The sequence below is a fragment of the Variovorax terrae genome (assembly GCF_022809125.1).
GTDB lineage: Bacteria > Pseudomonadota > Gammaproteobacteria > Burkholderiales > Burkholderiaceae_C > Variovorax_A > Variovorax_A terrae.
Genome location: NZ_JALGBI010000002.1, coordinates 197660 through 221118, shown reverse-complemented (window position 1 = coordinate 221118; position 23459 = coordinate 197660). Strand labels below are relative to the sequence as shown.

The following is a 23459-nucleotide window of genomic DNA, read 5'->3' as shown; positions in this document are numbered from 1 at the left end:
CGGCCATCAACGCCGGCGTGGACCTGGGCCCCTCAGCGCCGCAGCGCCGCCAGCACGAACTCGACGACGTGGCGGCGGCGCTCGGCCCGCGCCTTGGCCGTGGAGAAGTCCATGTCGAACACCGCGCTCAGCGTATGGTTGTTGGAAAAGAACAGGAAGATGAGCGACGTCATCGAGATGTAGAACTGGTAGGGATCGACGCCCTTGCGGAACAGCCCCGCGCGCTCGCCCTGCTTGAGCATGGCCGCGATCTTCTCGATCAACGGCCGATAGAGCGCGCGCAGCTTGGGCGACTGCTGGATGTGGCGCCCGTTGTGCATGTTCTCGTCGGACAGCAGCCGGATCAGCTCCTGGTGTTTCTGCACGTGGTCGAAGGTGCTCAGCACCAGGTGCTCCACCGCCTCGACCGGCCCGCCGCTGGACAGCTCGACGTCGTCGTCGTGCATCCGGAACGACAGATAGGCCCGCTCCAGGACCTCGACGAACAAGGCTTCCTTCGAGCCGAAATGGTGCGAGAGCATCTGCTTGCTGACGCCGGCGCGCTTGCAGATGGCGTCCACGCGGGCCCCCTGGAAGCCGTTCTCCGAGAACTCCACATAGGCGGCGTCCAGCAGGTTGCGCTTGGTGCGCTCCGCATTGCGCCGGCCGTCGGATGGCGCGCGCGACCGGCTGGCCGAGATGAGCGGGGCTTGCGAAGAGGGGGGCGTTTTCATGCCAGCCATTATGCGGACGCGGAGTGGCTTTTTTTCATTTAATCAACCATCCGGATGGTTGACAACGGATGATTTACTTTCTAAACTGCCAGCGCGCAGGCTTGCTGCGTTGCCCCACGCCCCGGGAAGGATCGAATGTCAAAGCTGCGGTTGGAAATCGGTGAGAAGCACCAGCACTGGGTGCTGAGCAAACAAGTCACGACCTCGCGCACGGGGGTCGTGGTGGCGGCCAGCGCCCGCGCGGCGGAAATCGGCGCGGCCGTGCTCGCGCAGGGCGGCAATGCGGTCGACGCGGCGGTGGCGGCGGCCTGCGCGTTGCACGTCGTCGAGCCCTGGTCCAGCGGGCTGGGCGGCGGCGGCTGCATGCTCGTCCACCAGGCCCGGGAGAACCGCTACCACGCGATCGACTTCTCCATGAAGGCGGCCCTGGACGCCGATCCGCGCAACTACCCCCTCGCGCCCGGCAACGCGCGCATCGGCACCTTCCGCTGGCCCCGGGTCGAAGGCGGCCGCAACATGTCGGGTCCGACGGCCATGCTGATTCCCGGGGCGGTCGACGGGCTGGGCCAGGCGCTGGAGCGTTTCGGCACCTGGGATTGGCACCGGGCCCTGGCGCCGGCCGTCGATCTGGCCGAGCGCGGCTGGCCCGTGAACTGGTACACCACCCTGGCCATCGGCACGGAAGCCCGCGGCCTGGCGCGGTTTCCCGGCACGCGCGACGTGTTCCTGCGTGACGGCCACTACGCGCCGACGGTCGAGGAGGCCGACGGCGTCGACGTGATCCGCAACCCGCGCGACGCCGCGATGCTGCGGCGCCTGGCCGAGCGCGGCTACCGCGATTTCTACGAAGGCGAGACCGCCCGCGATCTGCTGGCCGACGTGGCCGCCTGCGGCCGGACGTGGACGGCCGCGGAGCTGGCGGCCTACCGCGCGCGCATCGCCGAGCCGATGGCGCTGGACCATGCGGGCGTGCGCCTGCTGGCGGTGCCGGGCCTGAACGGCGGCCCGACCGCGCTGCGCTTCTTCGAGCGCTACCTCCGCGGCCACGCGCCGGCCCCGAGCCAGCCCACGCCCGACGACTACGGGCACATCGCCTCGGTGATGCGCGACTGCTGGACCGAACGCTACGCCAGCCTGGGCGACACCGGCCCCCGTGACAAGTGCACGACGCACCTGAACGTCGTCGATGCAGAGGGCAACATGGTGTCGCTGACCAACACGCTGGGCGCCCGGTTCGGCTCGCGCGTGATGCTCGAACGGCTCGGGCTGCTGATGAACAACGGCATGTTCTGGTTCGACCCCGAGCCGGGCCGGCCCAATTCCATCGGCCTCGGCAAATGGCCGCTGACCAATGCCTGCCCGATGATGGTGGAGCGCGCCGGCCAGCCCTGGCTGGCGCTGGGCGGCTCGGGCGGGCGGCACATCCCGCCGGCGGTGATCCAGCTGCTGTCGTTCATGCTGCACCACGGCCTCGACCTCGCGCAGGCATTCCACACGCCGCGGATCGACGCCTCGGACCCGGCCCAGGTGCTGTGCGACCACCGGCTCCCACCCGAGGTGGTGGCGCGCATCGCCGAGCGCCACCGCGTCAGCCTGATCGAACACGCCGCCTATCCCATGCCGTTCGCCGTGCCTTCGGCCGTCCAGCGCGTCGGCGACCTGAACAGCGGCATGGCCTCGATCGACGTGCCCTACAGCGTCGCCGTCAGCGAGGAAGACCTCGCCCATCCCCACCCCGCAGCAACCCGAGAAGGAAACAAGCCATGAGCAACCCCGTCGTCACCCGCGAGCAGATGCTCAGGCGCGTGGCTTTCTTCGACAAGCTGGTGCCCAGCACCATGCCGCTGATCGACGCCGTGCTGCCCGCCTACCAGCGCGAGAACTACAACATCATCGGCATGGGCGTGTGCGAGGACGCGTCGATGGAGATCCCGATCCAGGACGTGGAGAACTTCCACATCACCCTGGTGAAAGCCCAGCCGGGCAAAGGCTCCGGCCTGCATCTGCACCAGACCGTCGAGGTCTTCATGCCGCTGTCCGGCACCTGGACGGTGATCTGGGGCGACGCCGGCGAGAGCACGCTGACCCTGGGCGCCTGGGACACGGTCTCGGTGCCGCCGCACATCATGCGGGGCTTTCGCAACGACGGCGACCAGGAGGCCTACATCCTTGCGATCCTGAGCGGCACCGACCCCGGCAAGGTGGAGTGGGCGCAGGACGTGCTCGACACCGCGCGCCAGGCCGGCTATGCGCTGGACGCGCAAGGCCACATCACGCGCACCTAGCCCGCACGGCTTCCTCCCTTGAAAGGACTTCCCATGCTTCGCTCCTTCTTCCTCAAGGCCTGCCTGGCGGCCTGGGCCGCCGCCGCGGCCCATGGCGCGGCGGCGCAGCCGCCCTACCCCAGCAAACCGATCCGCATCGTGACGCCGATCGCACCCGGCGGGTACGAATGGATTGCGCGGCTCCTCGCGCCCAAGCTCACGGCCAGCCTGGGCCAGCCCATCGTCATCGAGAACCGGGTGGGCGCGAACGGCAACATCGCGATGGACCTGGTGGCGAAGGCGCCGGCCGACGGCTACACGCTGCTGTTCGCCTCCACCGGCGCACTGACTATCAACACCTCCATCTACGAGCGCATGCCGCTCGATCCGATGAAGGACCTGGAGCCGGTGGCGCTGGCCGGAACCACCGCCATGCTGTGGGTGGCCCACCCCGGCGGGCCGATCCGCACGCTGGGCGACTTCGTGCAGCAGGCCCAGGCCGCGCCGGGCAAGCTCGACCTCGCAATGGGCGCCAGCGGATCGCTCAACCACCTGGTCTTCGAAGGCCTGCGCCAGCGCCATCGCCTCGACGTCACCGTCGTGCCCCACAAGACAGCACCCGAGGCGCAACTGGCCGTCATCAGCGGCCTGATGCCCATCATGGTCGACGCGGTGTCGACCGGCACGGCGCAAGTCCGGTCGGGCAAGCTGCTGCCCCTGGCCGTGACCTCGGCGGCACGCGTGGACACCCTGCCCAACGTGCCCACCGTGAAGGAGCTGGGACTGGACGACCGCGAGTACCTGGGCTGGTATGCCTTCATGGCGCCCCGCGGCACGCCGCCCCAGGTCATCGCGCAGCTGAACCAGGCCATCAATGCGGCGCTGAAGGCGCCCGACGTGCAGGAGCGGATGCGCAGCACCGGCACCGAGCCCACGCAGCGCACGCCCGAGGAGCTCCGCCGCTTTATGGTGGAGGAGCAGAAGAAATGGGGCGGCATCGCCAAGGCAGGCCACGTGAAAGTGCAGTGAGTGGCGGCCGCTGCAGACATTTTTTCCCCGGGCATCGCCGCCTTCGCACGGGCCTTGCGCCAGGGCGCCGTCACCAGCGAGCAGGCGGTCGGGCAGTACCTGGACCGCATCGCTGCCCTGCAGCCGAAGCTGCAGGCGTTTCGCCAGGTCCGGGCCGAGCAGGCGCTGGCCGAAGCGCGTGCCCTGGATGCGGAGCGCGCGCAGGGGCATGACCGCGGCCCCTTGATGGGCGTGCCCATCGCCGTCAAGGAAATCATCGCCGTCGAAGGCCTGGGGTGCAGCGTCAACTCGCGGCTCGACGTCTCCAGCCTGTGCCCCGTCGAAGGCCCGTTCGTGCGGGCGCTGCGCGCCGCGGGCTGCGTCATCCTGGGCACCACGGCGTCCACCGAGTTCGCGCTGGCCACACTCAACTGGGAGGACCCGGGCCCCTGGAACCCGGTGGATGGCACCGTCCGCCGCCTGTGCGGCGGGTCCAGCCACGGATCGGCGGTGGCCGTGGCGGCGCGCCTGTGCGCCTTTGCCGTGGGCACGGACACCGGCGGCTCCGTGCGGGTGCCCGCCGCGCTGTGCGGCGTGGCGGGGTACAAGAGCACGCAAGGCGTGTGGCCGACCGACGGCGTCTTCCCGGCCGCCCCCTCCATGGACGCGCTCGGTGTGCTGGCCACCAGCGCCGCCGACTGCGCCGCGGTGGCCCACGCGCTCCGGCCCCATCTCGGCCTTGCTCCAGACACGCCATCCGCCGGTTCGGCCGCCGGTTTGTCGGGACTGCGCCTGGGCTGGCTGTGCGAGCCGGATGGCGAGCCGCTGGACGCCGCGGTGCAGGACGCGCTGGGCCACGCCGTCGAGCGGCTGCGGCAAGCGGGCGCGGCCGTGTCGCCCGTCGCGCCCCCCGCGGCGGAAGAAGTTGCGCGCCTGTTCGCGCGGCGCATGCCGGCGGAATTTGCGCGCATGCTGGGCCAGGACCGGCTGCGCGCCGGCATGGACCTGCTCGACCCGGTCACCGCGGCGCGGGCCGCGGCCGAGATCGACATGCCCCCCGCGGAGCTGGACGCCCTGGCCCGGCAAGCCGCGCAACTGCGGCACCTGGCGCAAGCGCAGATGCAGGGGTACGACGCGTGGCTGTGCGCCACCACGCCTTGCGTGGCCGGCCCGCGCAGCGCCCTGCGCTCCCTGGACGACGCCCTGCACTGGAACCGGCGCATCGGGCGCCATACCCGTCCCGTCAACGTCTTCGGCCAATGCGCGGTCAGCCTGCCGATGCCGACGCGGGAAGGCCTCCCGGCGGGGCTGCAAGTCATCTGCGGGAACGGCCAGGACACGCGCCTGCTGGCGATCGCCACCGCCATCGAGGCCGTGCTGCGCTGAGGCCGGAGCCCTGTCCCGGGGGCTGCGCTACGGCGGTCAGGGCTGCTGCCATCGCTCCCAAAACCATAGCAAGAAAGAACTGCCCCGCCTGGACATTGGCGGGTTTTACCTCGAAATCCTCGGCCCAAACGCCCCGGTCAGCCCGCCGCGCCCTCCAGCCCCTCGGGCCGCACCTCCCAGGGCTGCAGCGGCGCGTGGCAGTGGCTGCACACCACCTGCGGCACGAAGGGCTGGCCGCAGCCCTTGTGGGTGGGGCGGATGGAGCTGGGCTCGTGGAAGTGGTAGCGGCTGGCCCAGCTCGAAAAACAGATGATGTAGCCGAACAGGTCGCGGCTGGCCGGCGTGAGGCGGTAGATCCTGCGGCGCGCGTCGTTGAGGTCGGCCTGGCACAGCAGCAGGCCCGAATCCACCATGCCAGCCAGGCGGCGCGCCAGCACGCTGCTGCCGATGCCCAGCACGTGGCTGAGCTGGTCGAAGTAGTGGCAGCCCAGCAGCACGGCCGAAACGATGAGCAATGCCCAGCGGTCCACCCGCAGCCCCAGGCCCATCTGCGCCGACGCCTCGGGCGACAGCCGCGCCGCCCGCAGACGCGGCGGCACCCGGGCCTGCAGCGCGGCATTGACATGCAGCGAGAACATCAGGTCGCCCACCCCCACCCGGTCGCCGCAGGCCGCGCAGGCCATCTGCGGCACGAAGGCGTGGCCGCAGCCGCGGTGCACCAGCCGCTGCGGCAGCATCGATGCGCGCACGCCCCAGCGCCGCTCCCAGGTCCACATCATGAGCACGTGGTTGTAGAGCGCCAGCCCCTTGGCGGTGAGGTGATAGCCCTGGCGCAGCGGGCGCTGCTGGTAGGGGCGCTGGCGCAGCAGGCCGAGCTCGGTCAGCGCCTTCAAGCGCTCCGCCAGCGTGTGGCGCGGAATGCCAAGGCGCGCCTGCCAGTCGTCGAAGCGGCGCACGCCGAGGAAGGCGCCGAGGATCACCGCCACCGTCCAGCGGTCGCCCAGCAGGTGCAGGCCGTGGCTGAGGGTGCTGGAGGCGAGCGCGTCGCGGGTGAGGTCGAGGTCGGGGGTCAGGGCCATGGGGTTTCCAGCCCCGCATCCTAGCCGCCCCGCGCCACCACGAAGCTCACCACGGTCGCGCAGGAGCCACCGATGTTGAGCGTCTGGATGCGCTCGGCCCCTTCGATCTGGCAGTCGCCGGCCTGGTTTGTGACCTGGCGCGCCGCATCGAACAGCATGCGCGTGCCGGTGGCGCCCACCGGGTGGCCGCAGCCGATCAGGCCGCCGCTCATGTTGACGGGGCAGCGCCCGCCGGGGGCGATGCTGCCATCTTCCACCGCCTGCCAGCTCTGGCCCGGCGGGGTGAGGCCCAGGTGGTCGATGGCCACGTACTCGGTGGTGGTGAAGCAGTCGTGCGTCTCGACGCCGTCCATCGCCTCCACCCCGGCCACGCCGGCACGCCGCCAGGCGTCTTCCAGCGTCCGGCGCAGGTGCGGGAACACATAGGGCTGGCCCTGGCTGCGCTCGAACTTGTCGAGCAGGCGCAGGCCGGCGTTGCGGTGGCCCCAGCCCGCGATACGCGGCAGCGCGGCGGCGTCGAGCCCCTGCTCGCGCACGAAGCGGCCCGAGGCCAGCAGCACGGCGCAAGCGCCGTCGGTGATCTGGCCGCAGTCCTGGCGCCGCGTGCCGGGCTCGATCACCGGGTTGGCCTCGTCGTCGTCGGTGAAACTCAAGACGTCGAACTGCCACTGGCGCGTCTGCGCCAACGGGTTGCGCCGGGCATTGGTGTAGTTGATCTCGGCGATGCGGTTGAGGTGCCGGCGGTCCAGCCCGTAGCGGCGCTCGTACTCCTGCGCCACGCGGCCGAAGGCGGCTGGCCACATGTAGGTGCAGTCGAAGCCCTCGCGGCCCTGCCAGGCGGCGGCGTTCTGGTTCTGCGAGGCCTGGTTGCCCGGCAGGTTCTTGAACTCCTCGGCGCCCAGCACCAGCACGCAGTCGTAGCGCCCGGCCTCGATCTCGGCCATGGCCGCCAGCACGCCCAGCGACGAGGAGGCGCAGGCACCCTCGTGCCGCATCGCGGGCACGCCCCAGAGCTCGGGCACCACTTGCGCCACCATCGCGCCCAGGTGCGCCTGCTGGCGCTGCAGCTCGCCGAAGGCATTGCCCACGTGGATGCTCTGCACGGCCGAGGCATCGAGCCGCGCGGCCTCCAGCGCGCCGAGCGTGGCCTCGCGCATCATGTCGGACAGGTCCTGGCCCTGGCGCGACCAGGCCTTGGCGAAGTCGGTCTGGTGGCCGCCGAGGATGAACACGGGTTCGGTCATGCGACTCTCCTCAGGGCGTCGGTTCGTGGGGCGGAAGCGGCCTGGTAGGGCAAGCCGGCCAGGCGCGCCGTGGCCTGGGCGTACTCCTGCGCGAGCCGCTCCACCACGGCGGCCACGGGCTCCACCGATTTGATGGCGCCCACGCCCTGACCCGCGGCCCAGACGTCCTTCCATTTCTTCGCGCCGATGGACTGGCTGCTGTCGTAGTTGCGCGCGGGAGCGGCGGGCATGTTGTCCGGGTCCAGGCCGTTGGCGCGCAGCGAGGGCTTGAGCCAGCTCGCGGGCGTGCCGGTGATGCCGGCGCTGACCACCAGGTCATCCACCGAGCTGTCCACCAGCATCTGCTTGTACTCGGCCTGGGCCAGGCTCTCGGCCACCGGGATGAAGCGCGTGCCCATGTAGACGTAGTCGGCCCCGGCCGCGATGGCGCCGGCCACGCCCCAGCCGTCGCTGATGCCGCCGCCCACGATGACGTGGCCGTCGAAGAACTCGCGCACCGCGCTCACGAAGGCGAACGGCGAGAGCGAACCGGTGTGCCCGCCCGCGCCGGCCGAGACGCAGGCCAGGCCATCGGCGCCGGCCGCCACCGCCTTGCGCGCCAGCGTGAGGTTGATGACGTCGGCGAACACCAGGCCCCCATAGCCGTGCACCACCTCGATGGCCGGCTTGGGACTGCCCAGGGCGGTGACCACGATCGGCGGCTTGTACTTGGCGATCAGCGCCAGGTCCTCGGGCAGCCGCGTGTTGGACGAGTGCGTGACGAGGTTGGCGCACCAGGGGCCGATGGTGGCCGCAGGCTGCTCGTCGCGCGCGCGGGCCAGGCCCTCGGTGATCTGCCGCATCCAGGCATCCAGCGTCTCGATCGGGCGTGCGTTGGGCGTGGGAAAGGCACCGATGATGCCGGCCTTGCAGGCGGCCAGCACCAGTTCGGGGCCGGAGATCAAAAACATCGGGGCGGCGAACACCGGCAGGCGCAGGGAGAAGGGAGAAGTGCGAGTGGAAGGCACGGGATGAACCTCATTGGTCAAGTGAAATGCCGCCCAGCGCCGCGATCACGCGGCTCCAGCGGTCGGTGTCCTGCCTCAGCAGGACGGCCAGCTCGGCCGGGGTGCTGCCCTCCAGGCCATAGCCCAGTGCGGTGAAGCGCTCGCGCAGCTCCGGCCGGCGCAGGGCGGCCGTGCTGTCGGCAGAGACGCGCTCCACCACCGCGGGCGGCGTGCCCGCGGGCGCGAACAGCGCGAAGCGGGCATAGGTGCCCTCCACGCTGGCAAAACCCTGCTCGGTGAAGGTGGGCACTTCCGGCAGCAGCGGCGAACGGGCCGGGCCGTTGATGGCCAGCGCCCGCAGCTTGCCGCTGCGGATATGGGTCTGCGCGGTGGCCAGATCGGTGAGCACGCTGGTGATCTGGCCGCCCAGCAGGTCGGTCACCGCGGGCGCCGTGCCCTTGTAGGGCACGTGGATCATCTCGATGCCGGCGGCCTGGCAGAAGGCCTCCACCCCGAGGTGGCCGCCCGAGCCCGTGCCAAACGAGCCATAGCTGAGCTGCCGCGGCCGGGCCTTGGCCAGCGCCGCGAATTCGGCCAGGCTCCTGGCTCGCGTGGTTTCATTCACCAGCAGCGCTGCCGGCCCGATCGCCACGTGCGACACCGGCGTCAGCGCCGTGCGCGGGTCGTAGGGCAGCTTGCGGAAGATCATCGGGTTGATGATCACCGGCGAGGAGGACGACATCAGCAGGGTGTAGCCGTCGGCCGGCGAACGCACCGCCGCCTCGACGCCGATGATGCCGGAGGCGCCGGCCCGGTTGTCCACCGTGACCGGCTGCTTCCAGGCCAGCGCCAGCTGCTGGGCCAGCGCCCGCGCGATCAGGTCCGAGCCGGAGCCGGCGGCAGTGGGCACCACGATGCGCACCGGCTTGTCGGGGTAGGCCGCCTGGGCCCGGGCAGCCGTGCCCAGGCTTGCCGCAGCCGCCAGCATCAGCACCTGGCGCCGGGTCGTCCGCACGGTGAGGGCGTCATGCATGGAGAACCTCCTGAAGATGGGCAATGCCCGCGGCCTGGCGGCCGGTGAATTCGCTGAGTTCGAACACCCGCTCGATGCAGGTGTAGTCGCGGTAGCCCATGCGCGCCAGCGGCTTGAGGCGGGTGATATCGATCTGCCCCGCGGGCGTGAGCGCCGCGTCGTCGATGTGGATGCCCACCACCTGGCCGACCAGCAGCCAGGCCGAGGCCTCGGCCGTGTTGCCGGGAATGCGCAGCTGCTGCGTCAGCCGGCACTCGAACTGCACCGGCGAGCCGGCCACGCGGCGCGGCGCGACATGCACGGACGGCACCCAGGGAATGGACAGCTCGCTGAACTCGTCCACGCCCGACGCCCAGTCGCGCGAGCTGCCGACCACCCACTCGCGCAGGTCGTAGGTGGCCATGTTCCAGACGAACTCGCCGGTCGCCAGGATGTTCGCGGCGGTGTCCTTGGGGGAGCCGTCCGCCCGCGCATTGGCCGCCACCATCACGGTGGGCGGGTCCCAGGTCAGGTTCTGGAACTGGCTGTAGGGAGCAAGGTTGTGCACGCCGGCCGCGCTGACGGTGGAGATCCAGCCGATCGGGCGCGGCACGCAGCAGGACTTGAACGGGTTGTGGGGCAGGCCCGAGGTTTCGCTGCCCGGCGAATAGAACATGGCAGGACTCCCTCTATTCGCTGGCCTTGAAGCCGGAAATCTTCACCGCCTCGGCCCAGCGCCGCGAATCCGCCTGTGCGAACCGGGTGAACTCCTCGGGCGTGGACGGCAGGGTTTCAAAATCCATGGTGCGCCACTTGTCCTTGATCTCGGCGGACTTCAGGATGCGCACCAGCTCGGCGTTGAGCTTGCCGACCACCGCCTCGGGCGTGGCGGCCGGCGCCACGATCGCGGCCCAGATGTAGATTTCCAGGTCGGGAAAGCCCTGCTCGCGGAAGGTGCCCACACCCGGCATCAGCGGCGAGCGCTGCGGGCTGGTGACGGCGATCACCTTGACCTTGCCGCTGTCCATGTGCGGCTTGACGGCCAGCAGCGGCAGGAAGGCCGCGTCCACCTGCCCGCCCACCAGGTTCTGCACCGCGGGCGGCGTGCCGTTGAAGGGCACGTGGACCATGTCGATGCCGGCGCGCTGGTTCAGGATCACGCCCGAGAAATGCGAGGAGTTGCCCGCGGTGAACGAGGCGAACGACACCTTGCCCGGCCGGGCCTTGGCCCAGGCGATGAATTCCTTGAGGTTGTTGGCCGGCACGCTGGCATTCACCGCCATGACCATGGCCGAACCCAGGAAGTTGGTGACCGGGCGGAAGCTCTTCTCCGGGTCGTAGGGCAGCTTGGCGAAGGTGTGCGGGTTGATGGTGAACATGCTGGTATTGGCCAGCAGCAGGGTGTAGCCATCAGGCGGCGCCGACAGCACGGTCTGCGCTGCGATGATGCCCGAGCCGCCGGGCTTGTTGTCGATCAGCATGGGCTGGCCGGTGTTCTGCTTGAACGCTTCGGCCACCAGGCGCAGCGCCGTGTCCAATGTGTTGCCGGCCGCGAACGGCACGACGATGCGCACCGGCTTGTCGGGGAAAGCCTGGGCCCGGGCTGCGGGCAGGGCCGCGGCCAGCGGCAGGGTGCCCAGCAGCTGCAGGGCGTGGCGTCGTTTCATGGTGTTTGTCTCCTGACGGGGATGGGGGCTACAGCAGGGTGGCGAGCAGCGCGGCGACGCGGGCCGGCTGCTCCATCGGGGCCATGTGGCCCGCGTTCTCAATCCATTCCAGCCGCGCGCCGGGAATCAGCGCGGCCAGCTCTTGCGAGAGTGCGGGCGGCGTGACCTTGTCGTCGCGCCCGCACATCACGAGGGTCGGCACATTCAGCTGCGCCAGCCGCGCGCGGTGGTCGGCCCGGCCCAGGATGGCGCGGTTCTGCCGGATGGCGGCCTCGCTGCCGATGCCGAGCATGACCTCGCGCAGGCGCGCCATCAGCGCCGCATCCTCGCGGCTCGCGGCATGCGTGGCGAACTGCGCCACGCCGTCCACCACCTTGGAAAAATCGCGGCCGATGGCGGCGATGGTTTTCTCGCGCATCGCCGCGCCTTCGGCCGATTCGGGCCGGGCTGAAGTGTCCAACAAGGCCAGGGCGCTCACGGGGCGGTCGGGCGACGCCATCATTTCAAGAGCAACGTAGCCGCCCATGGAGAAGCCGCAGAGCACCAGCGGCACCCCGGCCGGCACATCGGCCAGCAGGGCCCAGGCGTCGCGCGCCATCTGGGCGATGCTGTCCTGGGTCTGCACCGTGGCGATGCGCAACTCGGCGGCATCGCCCAGGTGTTCGGCCACGCCGGCCCAGACCTCGGCGGTGTTGAGCATGCCGGGAATCAGCAGCAGGACGGGTTTCATGCGGTTTCTCTCCGGGGTGTGGCGGCCAGAGCCTTGGCCTGCTCGCGCAGTTCGCGCTTGAGGATCTTGCCCACCGGGTTGCGCGGCAGGGCCTGCAGCGGCAGCAGGTATTCGGGCAGCTTGTAGACCGCCACGCGCTTGTGCTCGCGCAGGAAGCCGTTGATGGCGTCCAGGCTCGGCGCCTGCCCGTCGGCCGCCACCACGCAGGCGCAGACCTTCTCGCCCAGCATCTCGTCGGGCACGCCGACCACGGCCGCCTCGCGCACGCCGGGGCAGGCCAGCAGCAGGTTCTCGATCTCCTCGGACGAGATGTTCACGCCGCCGCGGATCACCAGGTCCTTGGAGCGGCCCACGTAGCGGTAGTACTGCAGGCGGTCGCCCGCGATCTCGAACAGGTCGCCGGTCTTGTAGAAGCCCTGCTCGTCGAACGCGCGCGCGCTCAGGGCCGGCGAGCGGTAGTAGCCGCTGAAGATGGTGGGGCCGGTGAAGCGGATTTCACCGGGGCGGCCGGCCTCCAGGATGTCTTCGCCGGTCTCCACGTCGACCAGCCGCGTGCGGATCTTGCGCGTGGTGGAGATGCTCCAGTCGTAGCCCGCCACGCCAGCGCGCGGGAAGAACTGCGCGCGCTGGGCCGGGTCGGGAATGTCCACGTGGTTGCCCGACAGCGCCGCGCCCTCGTTGGAGCCGAAGTAGTTGACGATCTCCACGCCGTACTTCTCGCCGAAGCCGCGCACCATCCAGTCCGACAGCGGCGCCGAGCCCGAGCCGATGCGGCTCAGGCGCCCGAAGTCGATGCCCTCCAGCAGCGCCTCGTTCTGCAGCAGCATGTTGAGGATGGCCGGCGGCGCCACGGTGTAGTCGATGCGCTCCTCGCGCAGCTGCTGCAGGAACACCGGCAGCGTGAACGGCTGGTGCTGCACCACCGTGCCGCCCAGGCGCAGCCAGGACGCGAAGGCGGTGGAAAAGCCCGCCATGTTGACCAGCGGGAACGGGTTCAGCAGCCGCGCGCGCGGGCGGATCTCGCCGGCCTCGATGATCGAGGGCGCGACGATCAGCCACTCGTTGTGGCTGCGCGGCACGCCCTTGGGCGCGGCCTCGGTGCCCGAGGTCCAGCAGATGGTGAACACGTCGTTGGCGGTGACGGCGACCTCGCGCTCGGCGCGCGCCAGGCGTTCGCGTGCGGCGGGCGTGACGGCTTCGGCGGTGCAGCGGGCAATGTCGATCACGCCATCCCCCACCGCGTCGCCCCAGGCGAACACGCGGGCCAGCCCGGGATGCGCAGCCTGCAGCCCCGTGAACATGGCCGCCGCTGCATGCCCGCCTTCGGGCTTGCCGATGCGCGAGAAGGTGACGGCGCCTGCGGCTTGCGTGACATCGAGGATGTGGCCCAGCTCATGGTCGCGGTACTGGATCGGCACCGGCGTGACGACGATGCCCAGCCGCGCGCAGGCGAGGTAGACCACGAACTGCTCCACGCAGTTCGGCAACTGCACCACCAACACCGCATCGCGGCGCATGCCCTGGTCCAGCAGCAGGCCGCAGAACCGGTCCACCTCGTCGGCCAGCATCGCCCAGCTCAGGCGGCGCGGCACGCCGTGCGCGAAGTCGGCGCGGTTGGGCGCGTCGACCACGGCCTCGGCCTCGGGCCGCTCGCGCACGTGGCTGGCAAACAGGTCCCACAGCGTGGTGGTGCCCCACCAGCCGCGCGCGGTGTATTCGTCGATTTTTTCAGGTGCAACCAGAATCACTTGCTCCGCCTTTTCACACAGCCTGAGGGTGCGCCATCAATATCCCCGGGCCAGGCGCTCGCCGCTGACCCAGGTGGCATGGAAGCCGTTGGGCACGCGCTGCGGCAGCTTGATGCGGCAGACGGGCCCCTGGGTGATGTCGGCGGCGTCGAACACCGTCACGTAGGAAGCCTGCTTCTCATCGTCCCACATGAAGCCGACGAGGTAGCCGTCGTCTTCCTTCTTCCAGTGGTCCTTGGGCGCGAACGGTGCCTCGCTGAACCACTTGTTCACGCCCTCGTGGTAGCTGGTGCAGGTGTCGCGCTCCAGGTCGTAGCGCACGAAGCCGCAGAAGCGCGGGTCCTCGGCACGGTTGCTGCGGCCCATGAGCACGTTCCACGAGTAGCGGGTCTTGTAGCCCTGCATCCAGGAGTTGATGACCGGGAACTCCTGGTTCACGATGTCGTCGATCACGCGCTCCTTGGTCTGGCCGGTGCGCAGGTTGAAGCGCCATTCGTAGAACAGGAAGTCGTGCTCCAGGTTGGCCAGCATCTTGGGGAAGCGGTCGACCTCGATGTTGCCGCGCCAGTCGCGCGGCAGGCGGAACGGCGTGCCGGTCATCACGATCTCGGTGCCGCCCTGGCCGTCGTCCTCTTCCCAGGCATTGGACACGTGGTACATGTAGGTTGGCTTGGCCTCGAACCAGCGGATCTGATCGGGCGTACCGTGGCGCGGGATGACGCCGAAGCGCGAAGGCAGCTGGTGATGGAACTTGAGCTTGTGGCGCCCCGCCGCGAAAGCGTCCATGTCGTAGAACAGCGGCAGGTCGTGCACCACGGTGTAATTGGGCGTGATCGCCATGTCGTGCGGCAGGCGCGGGCCGGGCAGTTGCACCGGCATGAAGGTCTGCAGCTTGCCGTGGCGGTCCATCACACCGTAGTGCATGTAGGGCGCCTCCTTGCCATAGGCGAAGAACAGGAACTCGCCGGTGCGCTCGTCCACCTTGGAGTGCGCCGACACCGGCAGCGCCTTCATGCGCTCGTCGAACTCCAGCTTGCCCACGGTGGACAGGTCGCCTGGGCGCACCTGGTAGACCGAGCCGCCCAGGTACCACATGGAAACCAGGTTGCCGGCATAGAACTTGACGTCGGTGTTGGAGGTGTTCTTGACCGGCATGTCGGGCCGGTCCTTGCGCGGCGGGTCCTTGATGCCCTGCCACAGCGCGGCGCCAGCGGCCAGTTCCTCGCGCAAGCTGTCGGTCATGACCCAGCGGTTCTGGTACTGCACCCGGCCGCCTTCGAAGCGCACCGCGTGCAGCATGCCGTCGCCGTCGAACCAGTGGTAGCGGCCGGCCGCCTCGAATCGGCGGTTCGGTCCGTTGCGCACGTACATGCCGGTCAGGTCCTTCGGCACCTCGCCTTCGATGTCGGTGAGGTCCAGCGTGAGTTCCTGCTCGATCGGCGCGAAGCCGCCTTGCAGAACGGGGATTTCATTGACGCCCATGGTGTTCTCCTTCAGGGTGAGGTGAGGGGTGCGGGCCGGCGCGACTGCGTGATGCGGAAGCGGCTCGCCACGAAAGACAGGTCGGTCAGGCTGGCGTTGCCCGCCGGGTTCAGGCCGGTGACGTGGTAGTCGCTGTAGGCCGCGGCGAAGTTCAGCGGCATCGGGCCCGTGAGGTTGATGGTGAGCTGCGCGCCGGCCTGTGCGTAGGCGGCCTCGGCCTGCGCGATGTAGGCCTCGTCGGTGGAATACAGGAAGGCGGTGAGGCCGCCGAACTGCTTCACGTCGGCGGTGGCCTGGCGCAGCGCATCCGCCGCGTCGTCGCAGGCGATCACGAAGCTGACGGGGCCGAAGCGCTCCTCGCCGTACAGGTCGCGCGCGTCCTTGCCCACCTGCAGCATCAGCGGGGTGCTGGTGCGCGCCTGCGCGAACTCGGGGTGCGCATAGGCCTCGGGCCGCAGCAGCACGCGGCCGCGCTTCGCGCCCTCCTCCTGCATCTGGGCCAGCAGCGCCAGCGTCTGCGGCGACTGCAGCGTGGCCAGGATCATGGCGGCTTTCTTCGGGTCGCTGGTCAGCGCCGCCACGGCGTCGGCCAGGCGCCGCGCCACCTCGTCCAGCGGCACCCGGCCCTGCGGCGTGCGCACGCCCTGGGCCGGCACGTAGATGTTCTGCGGGCTGGTGCACATCTGGGCGCTGAACATGCACAGCGTGGTGGCCAGGCTGCGCAGCGCGGCGTCCAGGTCGTCGGCGGACTCCAGCACCACGGTGTTGCAGCCCGCGGTCTCGGTGAAGCTCAGCGCCGGGTGCGCGTTCTGCTCCACCCACTGGCCGAAGCGCACGCTGCCGGTGAAGTCGACGATGGCCGTCTTGGGGTGCTTGACCAGCCGCTTGCCCAGGGGCTCGGCCACCGTGTCCAGCGCCATCGTGACCAGGTTCGCATCGAAGCCCGCAGCCGCCAGCACCCGGCGGAACACGCGCACCGAGATCGCCATCGGCAGCACGGTGGCCGGGTGCGGCTTGACGATCACCGCGTTGCCGGTGGCCAGGCTCGCCAGCATCGACGGCCAGGCGTTCCAGGTGGGAAAGCTCGCACACGAGAAGCACACGGCCACGCCGCGCGGCACCAGGCGGTAGGTCTTGTCGAGCACGATCTGCGCGGGGCCGAAGCGGCGCTCCCAGCGCGCCGAGGGCGCCACGGCCTGCATGGCCTGGTGCGCATAGACCAGGGCCTCGATGCCGCGGTCCAGCGCGTTCACGCCCGAGCCGGCATAGGCCATGTTGTAGCTCTGGCCCGCCGTGTGCATCACGGACTGGGCGATCTCGAACAGGTGCTCGCGGTAGATCGTGTCGAGCACTTCCATGAGCACGCCGATGCGGGTGTCGATGGAGGCTGCGGCCCAGCGCGGCATGGCCTGCTGCGCGGCGTCGAACAGCGTGTCCACCTCGGCCTGCGGGTAGCGCACGCCCAGCGGCTGCTGGGTGTAGGGCGACACTTCCTCGCCGAGCTCGCCCACGGCGCCCGGCTGGTCCAACGCGAAACGCTGCCCCAGGTGCGCCCGGAAGGCGGCGCGGCCGGCGGCCTGGGCCGCCTCGGCATCGGGGTACTTGGCCGGCAGCTCGGGGTAGGGGCTCCAGCAGTGCCGCTCGCGGCAGGCCAGCTGCGCGCGCTCGAAGGTGGCGCGGTGTTTCTCGAACAGGCTCATGAAGCACTCCGGCGCGACCAGACCAGACGGTGATGGCGCGCCACGGCCGTGCCGGGCACGGTGTCGGAGGCCGACAGGGTCAGCCCGCCGTCGGCGTCGATGTCCATGTTGCGCACCTGCTGCGTCCCGACGAAGTTGGGGTTGAGCGCATGCGTCACCGTGTGCACCACCTGCCGGCGCCCTTCGTGGATGCGGATCTCATAAGGTCCTGCGTATTGGAAATAGCTTTCGAACGCAGCCAGGCGCTCGGCCTCGGGCGCGCTGCGCACGCTGTCGCTGGACAGCCGCCCGCGCCCGCCGCGCGCGATGCAGGCGCTCATGTGGCCGTCGCCCGTGTACTGGATCAGGCCCGTGGCCTCGGCGCCGAATGGCAGCGTCGGCGCACGGCCGTCGCCGTAGCTGATGTCCCAGCGCACCAGGTACCAGGTGCCCAGCAGCGGATTGCCCGTCGAATCCAAAATCTTCTCCATTTACTTTCTTAACTGAACTCAATGTAGATCAAGTTTTTCGGCTTGGCAAGCGAGGCACCACGGGTTTAACGCCGAGAATGTCACCATGGTGTCAACCCCCGAAACCTCCGAGCGCCACGCCTATGAGCGGCTCATGCCCGACGTGGTGCTCGATGCGCTGGCCAGCGTCGGCCTGCAGGGCGACGGCCGCCTGATGGCGCTGAGTTCCTACGAAAACCGCGTGTACCAAGCCTACCTGGACGACGGCTCGGCCGTGGTCGCGAAGTTCTACCGGCCCGGCCGCTGGACCGAGGCGCAGATCTTGGAGGAGCATGCCTTCGCGGCCGAGCTGATGGCGGCCGAAGTGCCGGCCGTGGGGCCGCTGGTCCTGCAGGGCCGCACACTGCACCACCACGCGGGCTTCGCGTTCTGCGTCAGCCCGCGCCGCGGCGGGCGCGCGCCCGAGCTGGATGACGCCGAGGTGCTGGAATGGATCGGCCGTTTCCTGGCCCGCATCCACACCGTGGGCGCGGCCAAGCCCTTCGAGCACCGCCCCGCGCTCAATCTCCAGACCTTCGGCGTCGATTCGCGCGACTGGCTGCTGGCGAACGACATGGTCCCGCTGGACATGCAGAGCGCCTGGCAAGCCGCCTGCACGGACGCTCTCAATTTGATAGCATCGAGCGGCCTCCCCGCCTGGACCAACGGCGCCAATCCTTCAAATATCCAGACATTGCGCCTGCATGGGGACTGCCACCCCGGCAACATCCTCTGGACGCCGGCCGATCTGCCGGGCGGCGGCCCGCATTTCGTCGACCTCGACGACGCGCGCACCGGCCCGGCCGTGCAGGATCTGTGGATGCTGCTCAGCGGTGACCGCGCCCAGCGCACCCATCAGCTTGGCGCCCTGATCGACGGCTATGAACAATTCCGAGAGTTCGACCGCCGCGAACTGGCCCTGATCGAGCCGCTGCGCACGCTGCGCCTCATCCACTACAGCGCCTGGCTGGCCCGGCGCTGGGATGACCCGGCCTTTCCGGCCAATTTCCCGTGGTTCGGCAGCAGCGACTACTGGCAGGGCCAGGTCCACATGCTGCAGGAGCAGATGGAAGCGATGCAGGAGCCGGCGCTGGTGGCGTGAGCCCCCAGCTCCACCGGGAGAAGAGGCTAAGGCGCCACAGGGTCCGCGGCCGCCGGCAGCGGCGCGGCGCCGGTGGCTGGCGCCGGCTTGCGCTGCGGGTCGTACAGCACGGTGCCCGTGCCGACGCCCACGCCGACCCGTGCGTTGCTGTTGCCGATCGGCGTGCTGGCCCCCACACCCACGCCGCCCGTGACCTGGCCGCGCTGGTTGACGCCCACGCCGACGCCGACCGGCCCCACGCCCGTGCCCACCCCGGCCGTCACGCCGCCGCTGCCGACCCCGACGCCGATCGAGAACGGCCCGACCGGAACGCCAATCCCCACGCCCGCAGACCCGCACCCGGCCAGCAGCAGCGCCAGCACCGCGGCGGCACCGCCAGCACCCACCCGGCGCGCAGCGCGCCAAGATGACGAAGAAAGAACAGACATGGACATCGGATTCATCACGACAAGCGCCTCCTGAAGGCTCCACCATACACCTGCGCCGCGAGCAGCGTCCACTCCAGCCGGCAAAGCCCGGGAATCTGTGCCTTAGGCGATGCCAAACGCGCCCCTGAACGCCTCGCAGAACGCCGGGGTTCCGCTGACGGTCAACGTCAGCGTCAGGCGCGGCGCCCCGGTCTCGCCCGGCTGCAGGTCCAGCCGTCCCGCCGCCGCGTCGTACCGGGTTTGCAGCGTCGTCGCCACTTCCTGCACGCCCTGCAGTTCGTAGTCCCAGTCGCCGCCCTCGTCCAGCGGCTCGCGCGCGCCGGCAAAGTCGCGATGCGCCCAGTCCAGCACGCGCGTCACCTCCGCCTGCAGGGCCGCCACCTGTGCCGGCGCGGCCGAGGCCATGGCATCGAAGCTGCCTGTGCCTTCGGCGTCTTCGCTGTAGTCAAACTCGAGGTAGTGCAGGGTCATGGTGAGAGGCGTGGCTATCGGCTTGCAGGCGGTGGTGACTACACTCGGAGCCCTTTGCACCAGTGATCAACACCGCAGTCATGGACATGTTTCTTCTGGCGATGCTCATCGCCTTCGCCTTCTGGGCCCTCAAATCCAAGGACCAGGGCCAGCGCATTGCACTCCTGGGCAGCCATCTCGGCCAGTACCAGATCGAGAAGAACATGGAGGCGCTGACACAGGGCTATCTGCGGGCGCTCGGCGAGAGCGACCCGGAGCGCCGCGAGCAGATCTGGGGCCTGCTGCGCTCCACCGAGCAGAGCCTGTGCGACCAGTTCAACCGCTTCGCCGCCGAGTTTTCCCGCGCGGACGAAGCCAGCGCGCGCGTCAGCAAGCTGCCCTTCTACCTGCCCTTTGCAACCCGGCTGTTCCCGAGCGCCACGTTCGACCTGCGCAAGGCCCTGGCCCTTCACGCGCGCGGGATCGCGCACGCGGCGCAGGCTCAGGACGGCGAGGCTCCATCGCCCAAGGCCCGGGCCTTCACGATGTCGGCCGAGCTGTTCCTGATGCAGCACACCTGCCACTGGTTCTGCAAGTCCCGAACCGTGGCTTCGGCGCGCATGCTGGCGCGGCACCAGACGTCCTACGAGCAGTTGATCGCCTCCGTGGCACCCGATACGCGCGCGGCGTACTGCGCGCTGGTCGGACGCTGAACCCGCCACCACAGAACGTATTTACGCCAGCAGCGCGTTCACCCGCTTCACATAGGACGCCGGGTCTTCCGGCATGCCGCCTTCGGCCAGCAGCGCCTGGTCGAACAGGATGTGGGCCAGGTCGTGGAAATGCACCGAGCCGTCGAGCTTCTTCACGAGAGGATGGTCGGCATTGACTTCGAGCACCGGCTTCACGTCGGGCGCTTTCTGGCCGGCCTGCTTGAGCATGCGCGCAAGCTGCATGCTCATGCCGCCGTCGGTCACCACCAGGCAGGCCGGTGAATCGACCAGGCGCGTCGTCACGCGCACGTCCTCGGCCTTGTCCTTGAGCGCCTCCTTGAGCTTGGCCAGCACGGGCTTGAAGGTTTCCGCGGCTTCTTCGGCGGCCTGCTTCTCGGCCTCGTCCTGCAGCTTGCCCAGGTCCACCGCGCCCTTGGCCACGCTCTGCAGCGGCGTGCCGTCGAACTCGTTGAGGAAGTTCAGCGCCCATTCGTCGACCCGGTCGCTCATCAGCAGCACCTCGATGCCCTTCTTGCGGAAGACTTCGAGCTGCGGGCTGTTCTTGGCGGCGGCCAGCGTGTCGGCCGTGATGTAGTAGATCGCGTCCTGGCCTTCCTTCATGCGGGCCTTGTAGTCGGCGAAGGAGACGGTCACCGTGTCGCTCGCCGTCGAGGCGAAGCGCAGCAGCCTGGCCAGGCGCTCGCGGTTGCCGAAGTCCTCGCCCAGGCCTTCCTTGAGCACGGCGCCGAATTCCGAATAGAACCTGCCGTACCTGGCCTTGTCTTCTTCGGAGGCGCCATCGTCCTTTTCCTGCTTCGCCAGGTCTTCCAGCATGCCGAGCACGCGCTTGGTCGAGCCTTCGCGGATGGCTTTCACGTCGCGGCTTTCCTGCAGCAGCTCGCGGCTCACATTGAGCGGCAGGTCGGCCGAGTCGATCACGCCCTTGACGAAGCGCAGGTACACCGGCAGCAGCGCCTCGGCATCGTCCATGATGAAGACGCGCTTCACATACAGCCGGACGCCGGCGGCCTTGTCGCGGTTGTACAGGTCCGCCGGGGCCTTGGCAGGCAGGTAGAGCAGCTGCGTGTACTCGGTGCCGCCTTCCACGCGGTTGTGGCTCCAGGCCAGCGGCGCCTCATGGTCGTGGCTGATCTGCTTGTAGAACTCGGCGTACTGCTCGGGCGTGATGTCCTTCTTGGGCCGCGTCCACAGGGCGCTGGCCTGGTTCACGGTCTCCCATTCGCCGGTTTTCACCATCTCGCCGGGCTGGTCGTTCTCGCCGTCTTTCCACTCTTCCTTTTCCACCAGGATGGGCAGGCTGATGTGGTCGGAGTACTTGCCGATGATGCCCTTGACCGTCCAGGCGTTCAGGTAGTCGTCGGCGTCCTCGCGCAGGTGCAGCGTGACGCTGGTGCCGCGCTGGGGACGGGTGATGCTGTCAACCTCGAAGTCGCCGGTGCCGCCGCTGGCCCAGCGCACGCCCTCCTCGGGCGGCAGCCCCGCGCGGCGCGATTCCACCGTGATCCTGTCAGCCACGATGAAGCCCGAGTAGAAGCCCACGCCGAACTGGCCGATCAGTTGCGCATCGGCCTTCTGGTCGCCGCTGAGCTTGCCCATGAACTCGCGCGTGCCGCTCTTGGCGATGGTGCCGAGATTGTCGATGGCCTCCTGCTGCGACAGGCCGATGCCGTTGTCGGCGATGGTCAGCGTGCGGGCGGCCTTGTCCAGGCTCACGCGCACTTCCAGGTTGGGCGCGTCCTCGTACAGGGCGTTGTCGTTCAGCGCCTCGAAACGCAGCTTGTCGCAGGCGTCGGAGGCATTGGAGATCAGCTCGCGCAGGAAGATTTCCTTGTTGGAGTACAGCGAGTGGGTGACCAGGTGCAGCAGCTGGGCCACTTCGGCCTGGAAGGAAAGGGTTTGTTTGCTCATGGTGTCTGTCGTGCGGGAATACAAAGCGCGAAACGCCCCAGCAGATACGGGGCGCCCGCGCGGCTTTCAAGGGCGCAATTATCGGGGCAGCGACTCCACCTCGCGGGTCCAGCGCTCGAGCAGGCGCCGGCGTTCGGCGGCCCGTCCATACTTCTCGAAGTCGTACTTGATGAGTTTCACGTCATCAAGCGACGGAATGCGCGGATCGGTCTTGAAGGTCTTGTTGGCCGGCACCTGCAAGCTGTTGGCCTTGCCGCCGATGGACTGGCCGGCAGGGCTCATGAGCCAGTCGTAGTAGCGCCGGGCGCCGGCCGGGTTGCGCCCACCCTTGACCAGCGCGATGCCGCCGATCTCGTAGCTCGTGCCCTCGCACGGCGCAGCGGTCTTGACCGGGTACTTGTTATAGCGCCAGCCCTCGAAGCCGAAGATGAAGCTCACGCCCACCGCAACCTCGCCCTTGGCCACATTGGGCGCCTGCGCCTGGCCGCTGCGCGTGTAGGTGGTCACGTTGCGGTGCAGCTGCTTCATGTAGTCGAATGCGGCGTCCTCGCCCAGCAGCTGCACCAGCCCGGCCAGAATGGTGTAGGCCGTGCCGCTGCTCACGGGATGGGAAATCTCGATCTCGCCCTTGTAGCCGGGCTTGACCAGATCGGCCCAGCAATGCGGCTCGGGCAGCTTCTTCTTGCGCAGCAGCTCGGTGTTGAAGCCGAAGCCGATGGCCGAGGTATAGAAGCCGCCCACGCGGTTCTGCGTCATCGCGTACTGACGCACGCTCCAGCCGTGCAACTGGTCCAGATAGTCGGGCCGGTAGGGCTCCAGCAGGCCGATTTCGGCCGCCTGCAGGAAGGGATCGCCGGTGCCGCCCCACCAGAGGTCGGTCTTGGGGTTGGCGGCCTCGGCCCGCAACTGGGCCAGCGCCTCGCCCGTGGCCTTGTGCGTCTGCTGCACGCGCAGGCCGGTCGCCTTGCTGAATTCGGTTGCGGCCATCTCGCACCAGGCCTGGTCGGTGCTGCAGATCGCACTGACGGCGCCCTGGGCGGCGGCGGAGCCCGCCATCGCGGCCACCGCGGCGCCCAGGCACAGGGCACGCGCGCCACGCAGCAGTCTGGATGAATTCATGGCTTGACTCCTCGCTTCAGGCGCGGCCTCCCCACGCCAGCCGGGCAAGCATAGCGAATTCCCTTGCCACTCCTGACGAGCACCGCTCAGACGCACTTTGACGGTGCCCCAGAGCGTCATCACTTAAGGATTACCGTGACTTATTTAACGAACTTTTGTTTTTAATGTAACAAGAAAACAAACTATTCCCTATTAACGCTCTAATTGTTTC

Annotated in this window: 22 protein-coding genes; 6 read left to right on the top strand and 16 right to left on the bottom strand. The window is 69.3% G+C overall.

Annotation, left to right across the window (positions count from 1 at the left end):
* Positions 1–32: 32 nt before the first annotated feature.
* The gene (locus tag MMF98_RS16395; RefSeq protein WP_243307742.1) at positions 33–713 is read right to left on the bottom strand and encodes a TetR/AcrR family transcriptional regulator; all 681 of its coding nucleotides are present in this window, start codon (positions 711–713) and stop codon (positions 33–35) included.
* A 135-nt stretch (positions 714–848) separates the two neighbouring features.
* Between MMF98_RS16395 and MMF98_RS16390 the strand changes: the two genes are divergently transcribed.
* From MMF98_RS16390 to MMF98_RS16375, 4 genes are read left to right on the top strand one after another with little or no spacing between them, the layout of a single operon-like run.
* Positions 849–2480 carry a gamma-glutamyltransferase gene (locus MMF98_RS16390; protein WP_243307741.1) on the top strand — a complete coding sequence of 544 codons (1632 nt, stop codon included), beginning with the start codon at positions 849–851 and terminating at the stop codon, positions 2478–2480.
* On the top strand, positions 2477–2998 hold the full coding sequence (locus MMF98_RS16385) for a cupin domain-containing protein (RefSeq protein WP_243307740.1): 522 nt from the start codon (positions 2477–2479) through the stop codon (positions 2996–2998). The genes MMF98_RS16390 and MMF98_RS16385 overlap by 4 nt, the downstream gene beginning before the upstream one ends.
* Before the next feature lie 33 nt (positions 2999–3031).
* Entirely contained in the window at positions 3032–4006 is a 975-nt protein-coding gene (locus tag MMF98_RS16380) for a Bug family tripartite tricarboxylate transporter substrate binding protein (protein WP_243307739.1), read from the top strand.
* Positions 4007–5371 (top strand): amidase, encoded by a 1365-nt coding sequence (locus MMF98_RS16375; RefSeq protein WP_243307738.1) that lies wholly within the window; start codon positions 4007–4009, stop codon positions 5369–5371.
* 137 nt (positions 5372–5508) lie between these two features.
* Here MMF98_RS16375 and MMF98_RS16370 read toward each other — a convergent pair whose 3' ends face one another.
* The 11 genes from MMF98_RS16370 to MMF98_RS16320 are packed head-to-tail and all read right to left on the bottom strand — an operon-like array spanning position 5509 to position 17489.
* Complete coding sequence (locus MMF98_RS16370; protein ID WP_243307737.1) at positions 5509–6450, bottom strand: winged helix-turn-helix transcriptional regulator; 942 nt, start codon at positions 6448–6450, stop codon at positions 5509–5511.
* 20 nt (positions 6451–6470) lie between these two features.
* The gene (locus tag MMF98_RS16365; RefSeq protein ID WP_243307736.1) at positions 6471–7694 is read right to left on the bottom strand and encodes an acetyl-CoA acetyltransferase; all 1224 of its coding nucleotides are present in this window, start codon (positions 7692–7694) and stop codon (positions 6471–6473) included.
* A complete protein-coding gene (locus tag MMF98_RS16360; RefSeq protein WP_243307735.1) occupies positions 7691–8701 on the bottom strand; it encodes an NAD(P)H-dependent flavin oxidoreductase in 1011 nt (336 codons plus the stop codon). The genes MMF98_RS16365 and MMF98_RS16360 overlap by 4 nt, the downstream gene beginning before the upstream one ends.
* A gap of 10 nt (positions 8702–8711) precedes the next feature.
* Positions 8712–9713 (bottom strand): Bug family tripartite tricarboxylate transporter substrate binding protein, encoded by a 1002-nt coding sequence (locus MMF98_RS16355; protein ID WP_243307734.1) that lies wholly within the window; start codon positions 9711–9713, stop codon positions 8712–8714.
* A complete protein-coding gene (locus tag MMF98_RS16350) occupies positions 9706–10368 on the bottom strand; it encodes a flavin reductase family protein (protein WP_243307733.1) in 663 nt (220 codons plus the stop codon). Before MMF98_RS16350 ends, MMF98_RS16355 begins: the two co-directional genes overlap by 8 nt.
* A 13-nt stretch (positions 10369–10381) precedes the next feature.
* Positions 10382–11359 (bottom strand): Bug family tripartite tricarboxylate transporter substrate binding protein, encoded by a 978-nt coding sequence (locus MMF98_RS16345; protein ID WP_243307732.1) that lies wholly within the window; start codon positions 11357–11359, stop codon positions 10382–10384.
* A gap of 28 nt (positions 11360–11387) precedes the next feature.
* On the bottom strand, positions 11388–12089 hold the full coding sequence (locus MMF98_RS16340) for an alpha/beta fold hydrolase (protein WP_243307731.1): 702 nt from the start codon (positions 12087–12089) through the stop codon (positions 11388–11390).
* Positions 12086–13837: a class I adenylate-forming enzyme family protein gene (locus MMF98_RS16335; protein ID WP_243307730.1), complete on the bottom strand. Its 1752-nt coding sequence runs from the start codon at positions 13835–13837 to the stop codon at positions 12086–12088. The genes MMF98_RS16340 and MMF98_RS16335 overlap by 4 nt, the downstream gene beginning before the upstream one ends.
* A 36-nt stretch (positions 13838–13873) precedes the next feature.
* Entirely contained in the window at positions 13874–15319 is a 1446-nt protein-coding gene (locus MMF98_RS16330) for a carotenoid oxygenase family protein (RefSeq protein ID WP_243307729.1), read from the bottom strand.
* An 11-nt stretch (positions 15320–15330) separates the two neighbouring features.
* The gene (paaN, locus tag MMF98_RS16325; protein WP_243307728.1) at positions 15331–17019 is read right to left on the bottom strand and encodes a phenylacetic acid degradation protein PaaN; all 1689 of its coding nucleotides are present in this window, start codon (positions 17017–17019) and stop codon (positions 15331–15333) included.
* Positions 17016–17489: a lipocalin-like domain-containing protein gene (locus MMF98_RS16320; protein WP_243307726.1), complete on the bottom strand. Its 474-nt coding sequence runs from the start codon at positions 17487–17489 to the stop codon at positions 17016–17018. Before MMF98_RS16320 ends, paaN begins: the two co-directional genes overlap by 4 nt.
* Positions 17490–17574: 85 nt before the next feature.
* Between MMF98_RS16320 and MMF98_RS16315 the strand changes: the two genes are divergently transcribed.
* The gene (locus MMF98_RS16315) at positions 17575–18609 is read left to right on the top strand and encodes a serine/threonine protein kinase (protein ID WP_243307724.1); all 1035 of its coding nucleotides are present in this window, start codon (positions 17575–17577) and stop codon (positions 18607–18609) included.
* A gap of 26 nt (positions 18610–18635) precedes the next feature.
* Here MMF98_RS16315 and MMF98_RS16310 read toward each other — a convergent pair whose 3' ends face one another.
* Together MMF98_RS16310 and MMF98_RS16305 are read right to left on the bottom strand one after the other, a co-directional pair.
* Positions 18636–19037, bottom strand: a complete 402-nt coding sequence (locus tag MMF98_RS16310) for a hypothetical protein (RefSeq protein WP_243307721.1) — start codon at positions 19035–19037, stop codon at positions 18636–18638.
* A 102-nt stretch (positions 19038–19139) separates the two neighbouring features.
* Positions 19140–19508 carry a hypothetical protein gene (locus tag MMF98_RS16305; RefSeq protein ID WP_243307720.1) on the bottom strand — a complete coding sequence of 123 codons (369 nt, stop codon included), beginning with the start codon at positions 19506–19508 and terminating at the stop codon, positions 19140–19142.
* An 80-nt stretch (positions 19509–19588) separates the two neighbouring features.
* Here MMF98_RS16305 and MMF98_RS16300 point away from each other — a divergent pair, with 80 nt between their 5' ends.
* Positions 19589–20200 (top strand): hypothetical protein, encoded by a 612-nt coding sequence (locus MMF98_RS16300; RefSeq protein WP_243307719.1) that lies wholly within the window; start codon positions 19589–19591, stop codon positions 20198–20200.
* Positions 20201–20221: 21 nt separating this feature from the next.
* On the opposite strand, the gene htpG is transcribed toward MMF98_RS16300, so the two are convergent.
* Complete coding sequence (gene htpG / locus MMF98_RS16295) at positions 20222–22129, bottom strand: molecular chaperone HtpG (RefSeq protein WP_243307718.1); 1908 nt, start codon at positions 22127–22129, stop codon at positions 20222–20224.
* Between the two features lie 78 nt (positions 22130–22207).
* Complete coding sequence (locus MMF98_RS16290) at positions 22208–23185, bottom strand: ABC transporter substrate-binding protein (protein WP_243308647.1); 978 nt, start codon at positions 23183–23185, stop codon at positions 22208–22210.
* Positions 23186–23459 lie beyond the last annotated feature (274 nt).

Bases quoted from the DNA above. Each gene is read 5' to 3' on its own strand.
- MMF98_RS16345 (WP_243307732.1), bottom strand. From the start codon at position 11,359: ATGAAACGACGCCACGCCCTGCAGCTGCTGGGCACCCTGCCGCTGGCC.
- MMF98_RS16300 (WP_243307719.1), top strand. From the start codon at position 19,589: ATGGACATGTTTCTTCTGGCGATGCTCATCGCCTTCGCCTTCTGGGCC.
- MMF98_RS16395 (WP_243307742.1), bottom strand. From the start codon at position 713: ATGAAAACGCCCCCCTCTTCGCAAGCCCCGCTCATCTCGGCCAGCCGG.
- paaN (WP_243307728.1), bottom strand. From the start codon at position 17,019: ATGAGCCTGTTCGAGAAACACCGCGCCACCTTCGAGCGCGCGCAGCTG.
- htpG (WP_243307718.1), bottom strand. From the start codon at position 22,129: ATGAGCAAACAAACCCTTTCCTTCCAGGCCGAAGTGGCCCAGCTGCTG.
- MMF98_RS16310 (WP_243307721.1), bottom strand. From the start codon at position 19,037: ATGTCTGTTCTTTCTTCGTCATCTTGGCGCGCTGCGCGCCGGGTGGGT.
- MMF98_RS16290 (WP_243308647.1), bottom strand. From the start codon at position 23,185: ATGGCGGGCTCCGCCGCCGCCCAGGGCGCCGTCAGTGCGATCTGCAGC.
- MMF98_RS16380 (WP_243307739.1), top strand. From the start codon at position 3,032: ATGCTTCGCTCCTTCTTCCTCAAGGCCTGCCTGGCGGCCTGGGCCGCC.
- MMF98_RS16320 (WP_243307726.1), bottom strand. From the start codon at position 17,489: ATGGAGAAGATTTTGGATTCGACGGGCAATCCGCTGCTGGGCACCTGG.
- MMF98_RS16315 (WP_243307724.1), top strand. From the start codon at position 17,575: ATGGTGTCAACCCCCGAAACCTCCGAGCGCCACGCCTATGAGCGGCTC.
- MMF98_RS16350 (WP_243307733.1), bottom strand. From the start codon at position 10,368: ATGTTCTATTCGCCGGGCAGCGAAACCTCGGGCCTGCCCCACAACCCG.
- MMF98_RS16385 (WP_243307740.1), top strand. From the start codon at position 2,477: ATGAGCAACCCCGTCGTCACCCGCGAGCAGATGCTCAGGCGCGTGGCT.
- MMF98_RS16355 (WP_243307734.1), bottom strand. From the start codon at position 9,713: ATGCATGACGCCCTCACCGTGCGGACGACCCGGCGCCAGGTGCTGATG.
- MMF98_RS16390 (WP_243307741.1), top strand. From the start codon at position 849: ATGTCAAAGCTGCGGTTGGAAATCGGTGAGAAGCACCAGCACTGGGTG.
- MMF98_RS16365 (WP_243307736.1), bottom strand. From the start codon at position 7,694: ATGACCGAACCCGTGTTCATCCTCGGCGGCCACCAGACCGACTTCGCC.
- MMF98_RS16370 (WP_243307737.1), bottom strand. From the start codon at position 6,450: ATGGCCCTGACCCCCGACCTCGACCTCACCCGCGACGCGCTCGCCTCC.
- MMF98_RS16305 (WP_243307720.1), bottom strand. From the start codon at position 19,508: ATGACCCTGCACTACCTCGAGTTTGACTACAGCGAAGACGCCGAAGGC.
- MMF98_RS16340 (WP_243307731.1), bottom strand. From the start codon at position 12,089: ATGAAACCCGTCCTGCTGCTGATTCCCGGCATGCTCAACACCGCCGAG.
- MMF98_RS16330 (WP_243307729.1), bottom strand. From the start codon at position 15,319: ATGGGCGTCAATGAAATCCCCGTTCTGCAAGGCGGCTTCGCGCCGATC.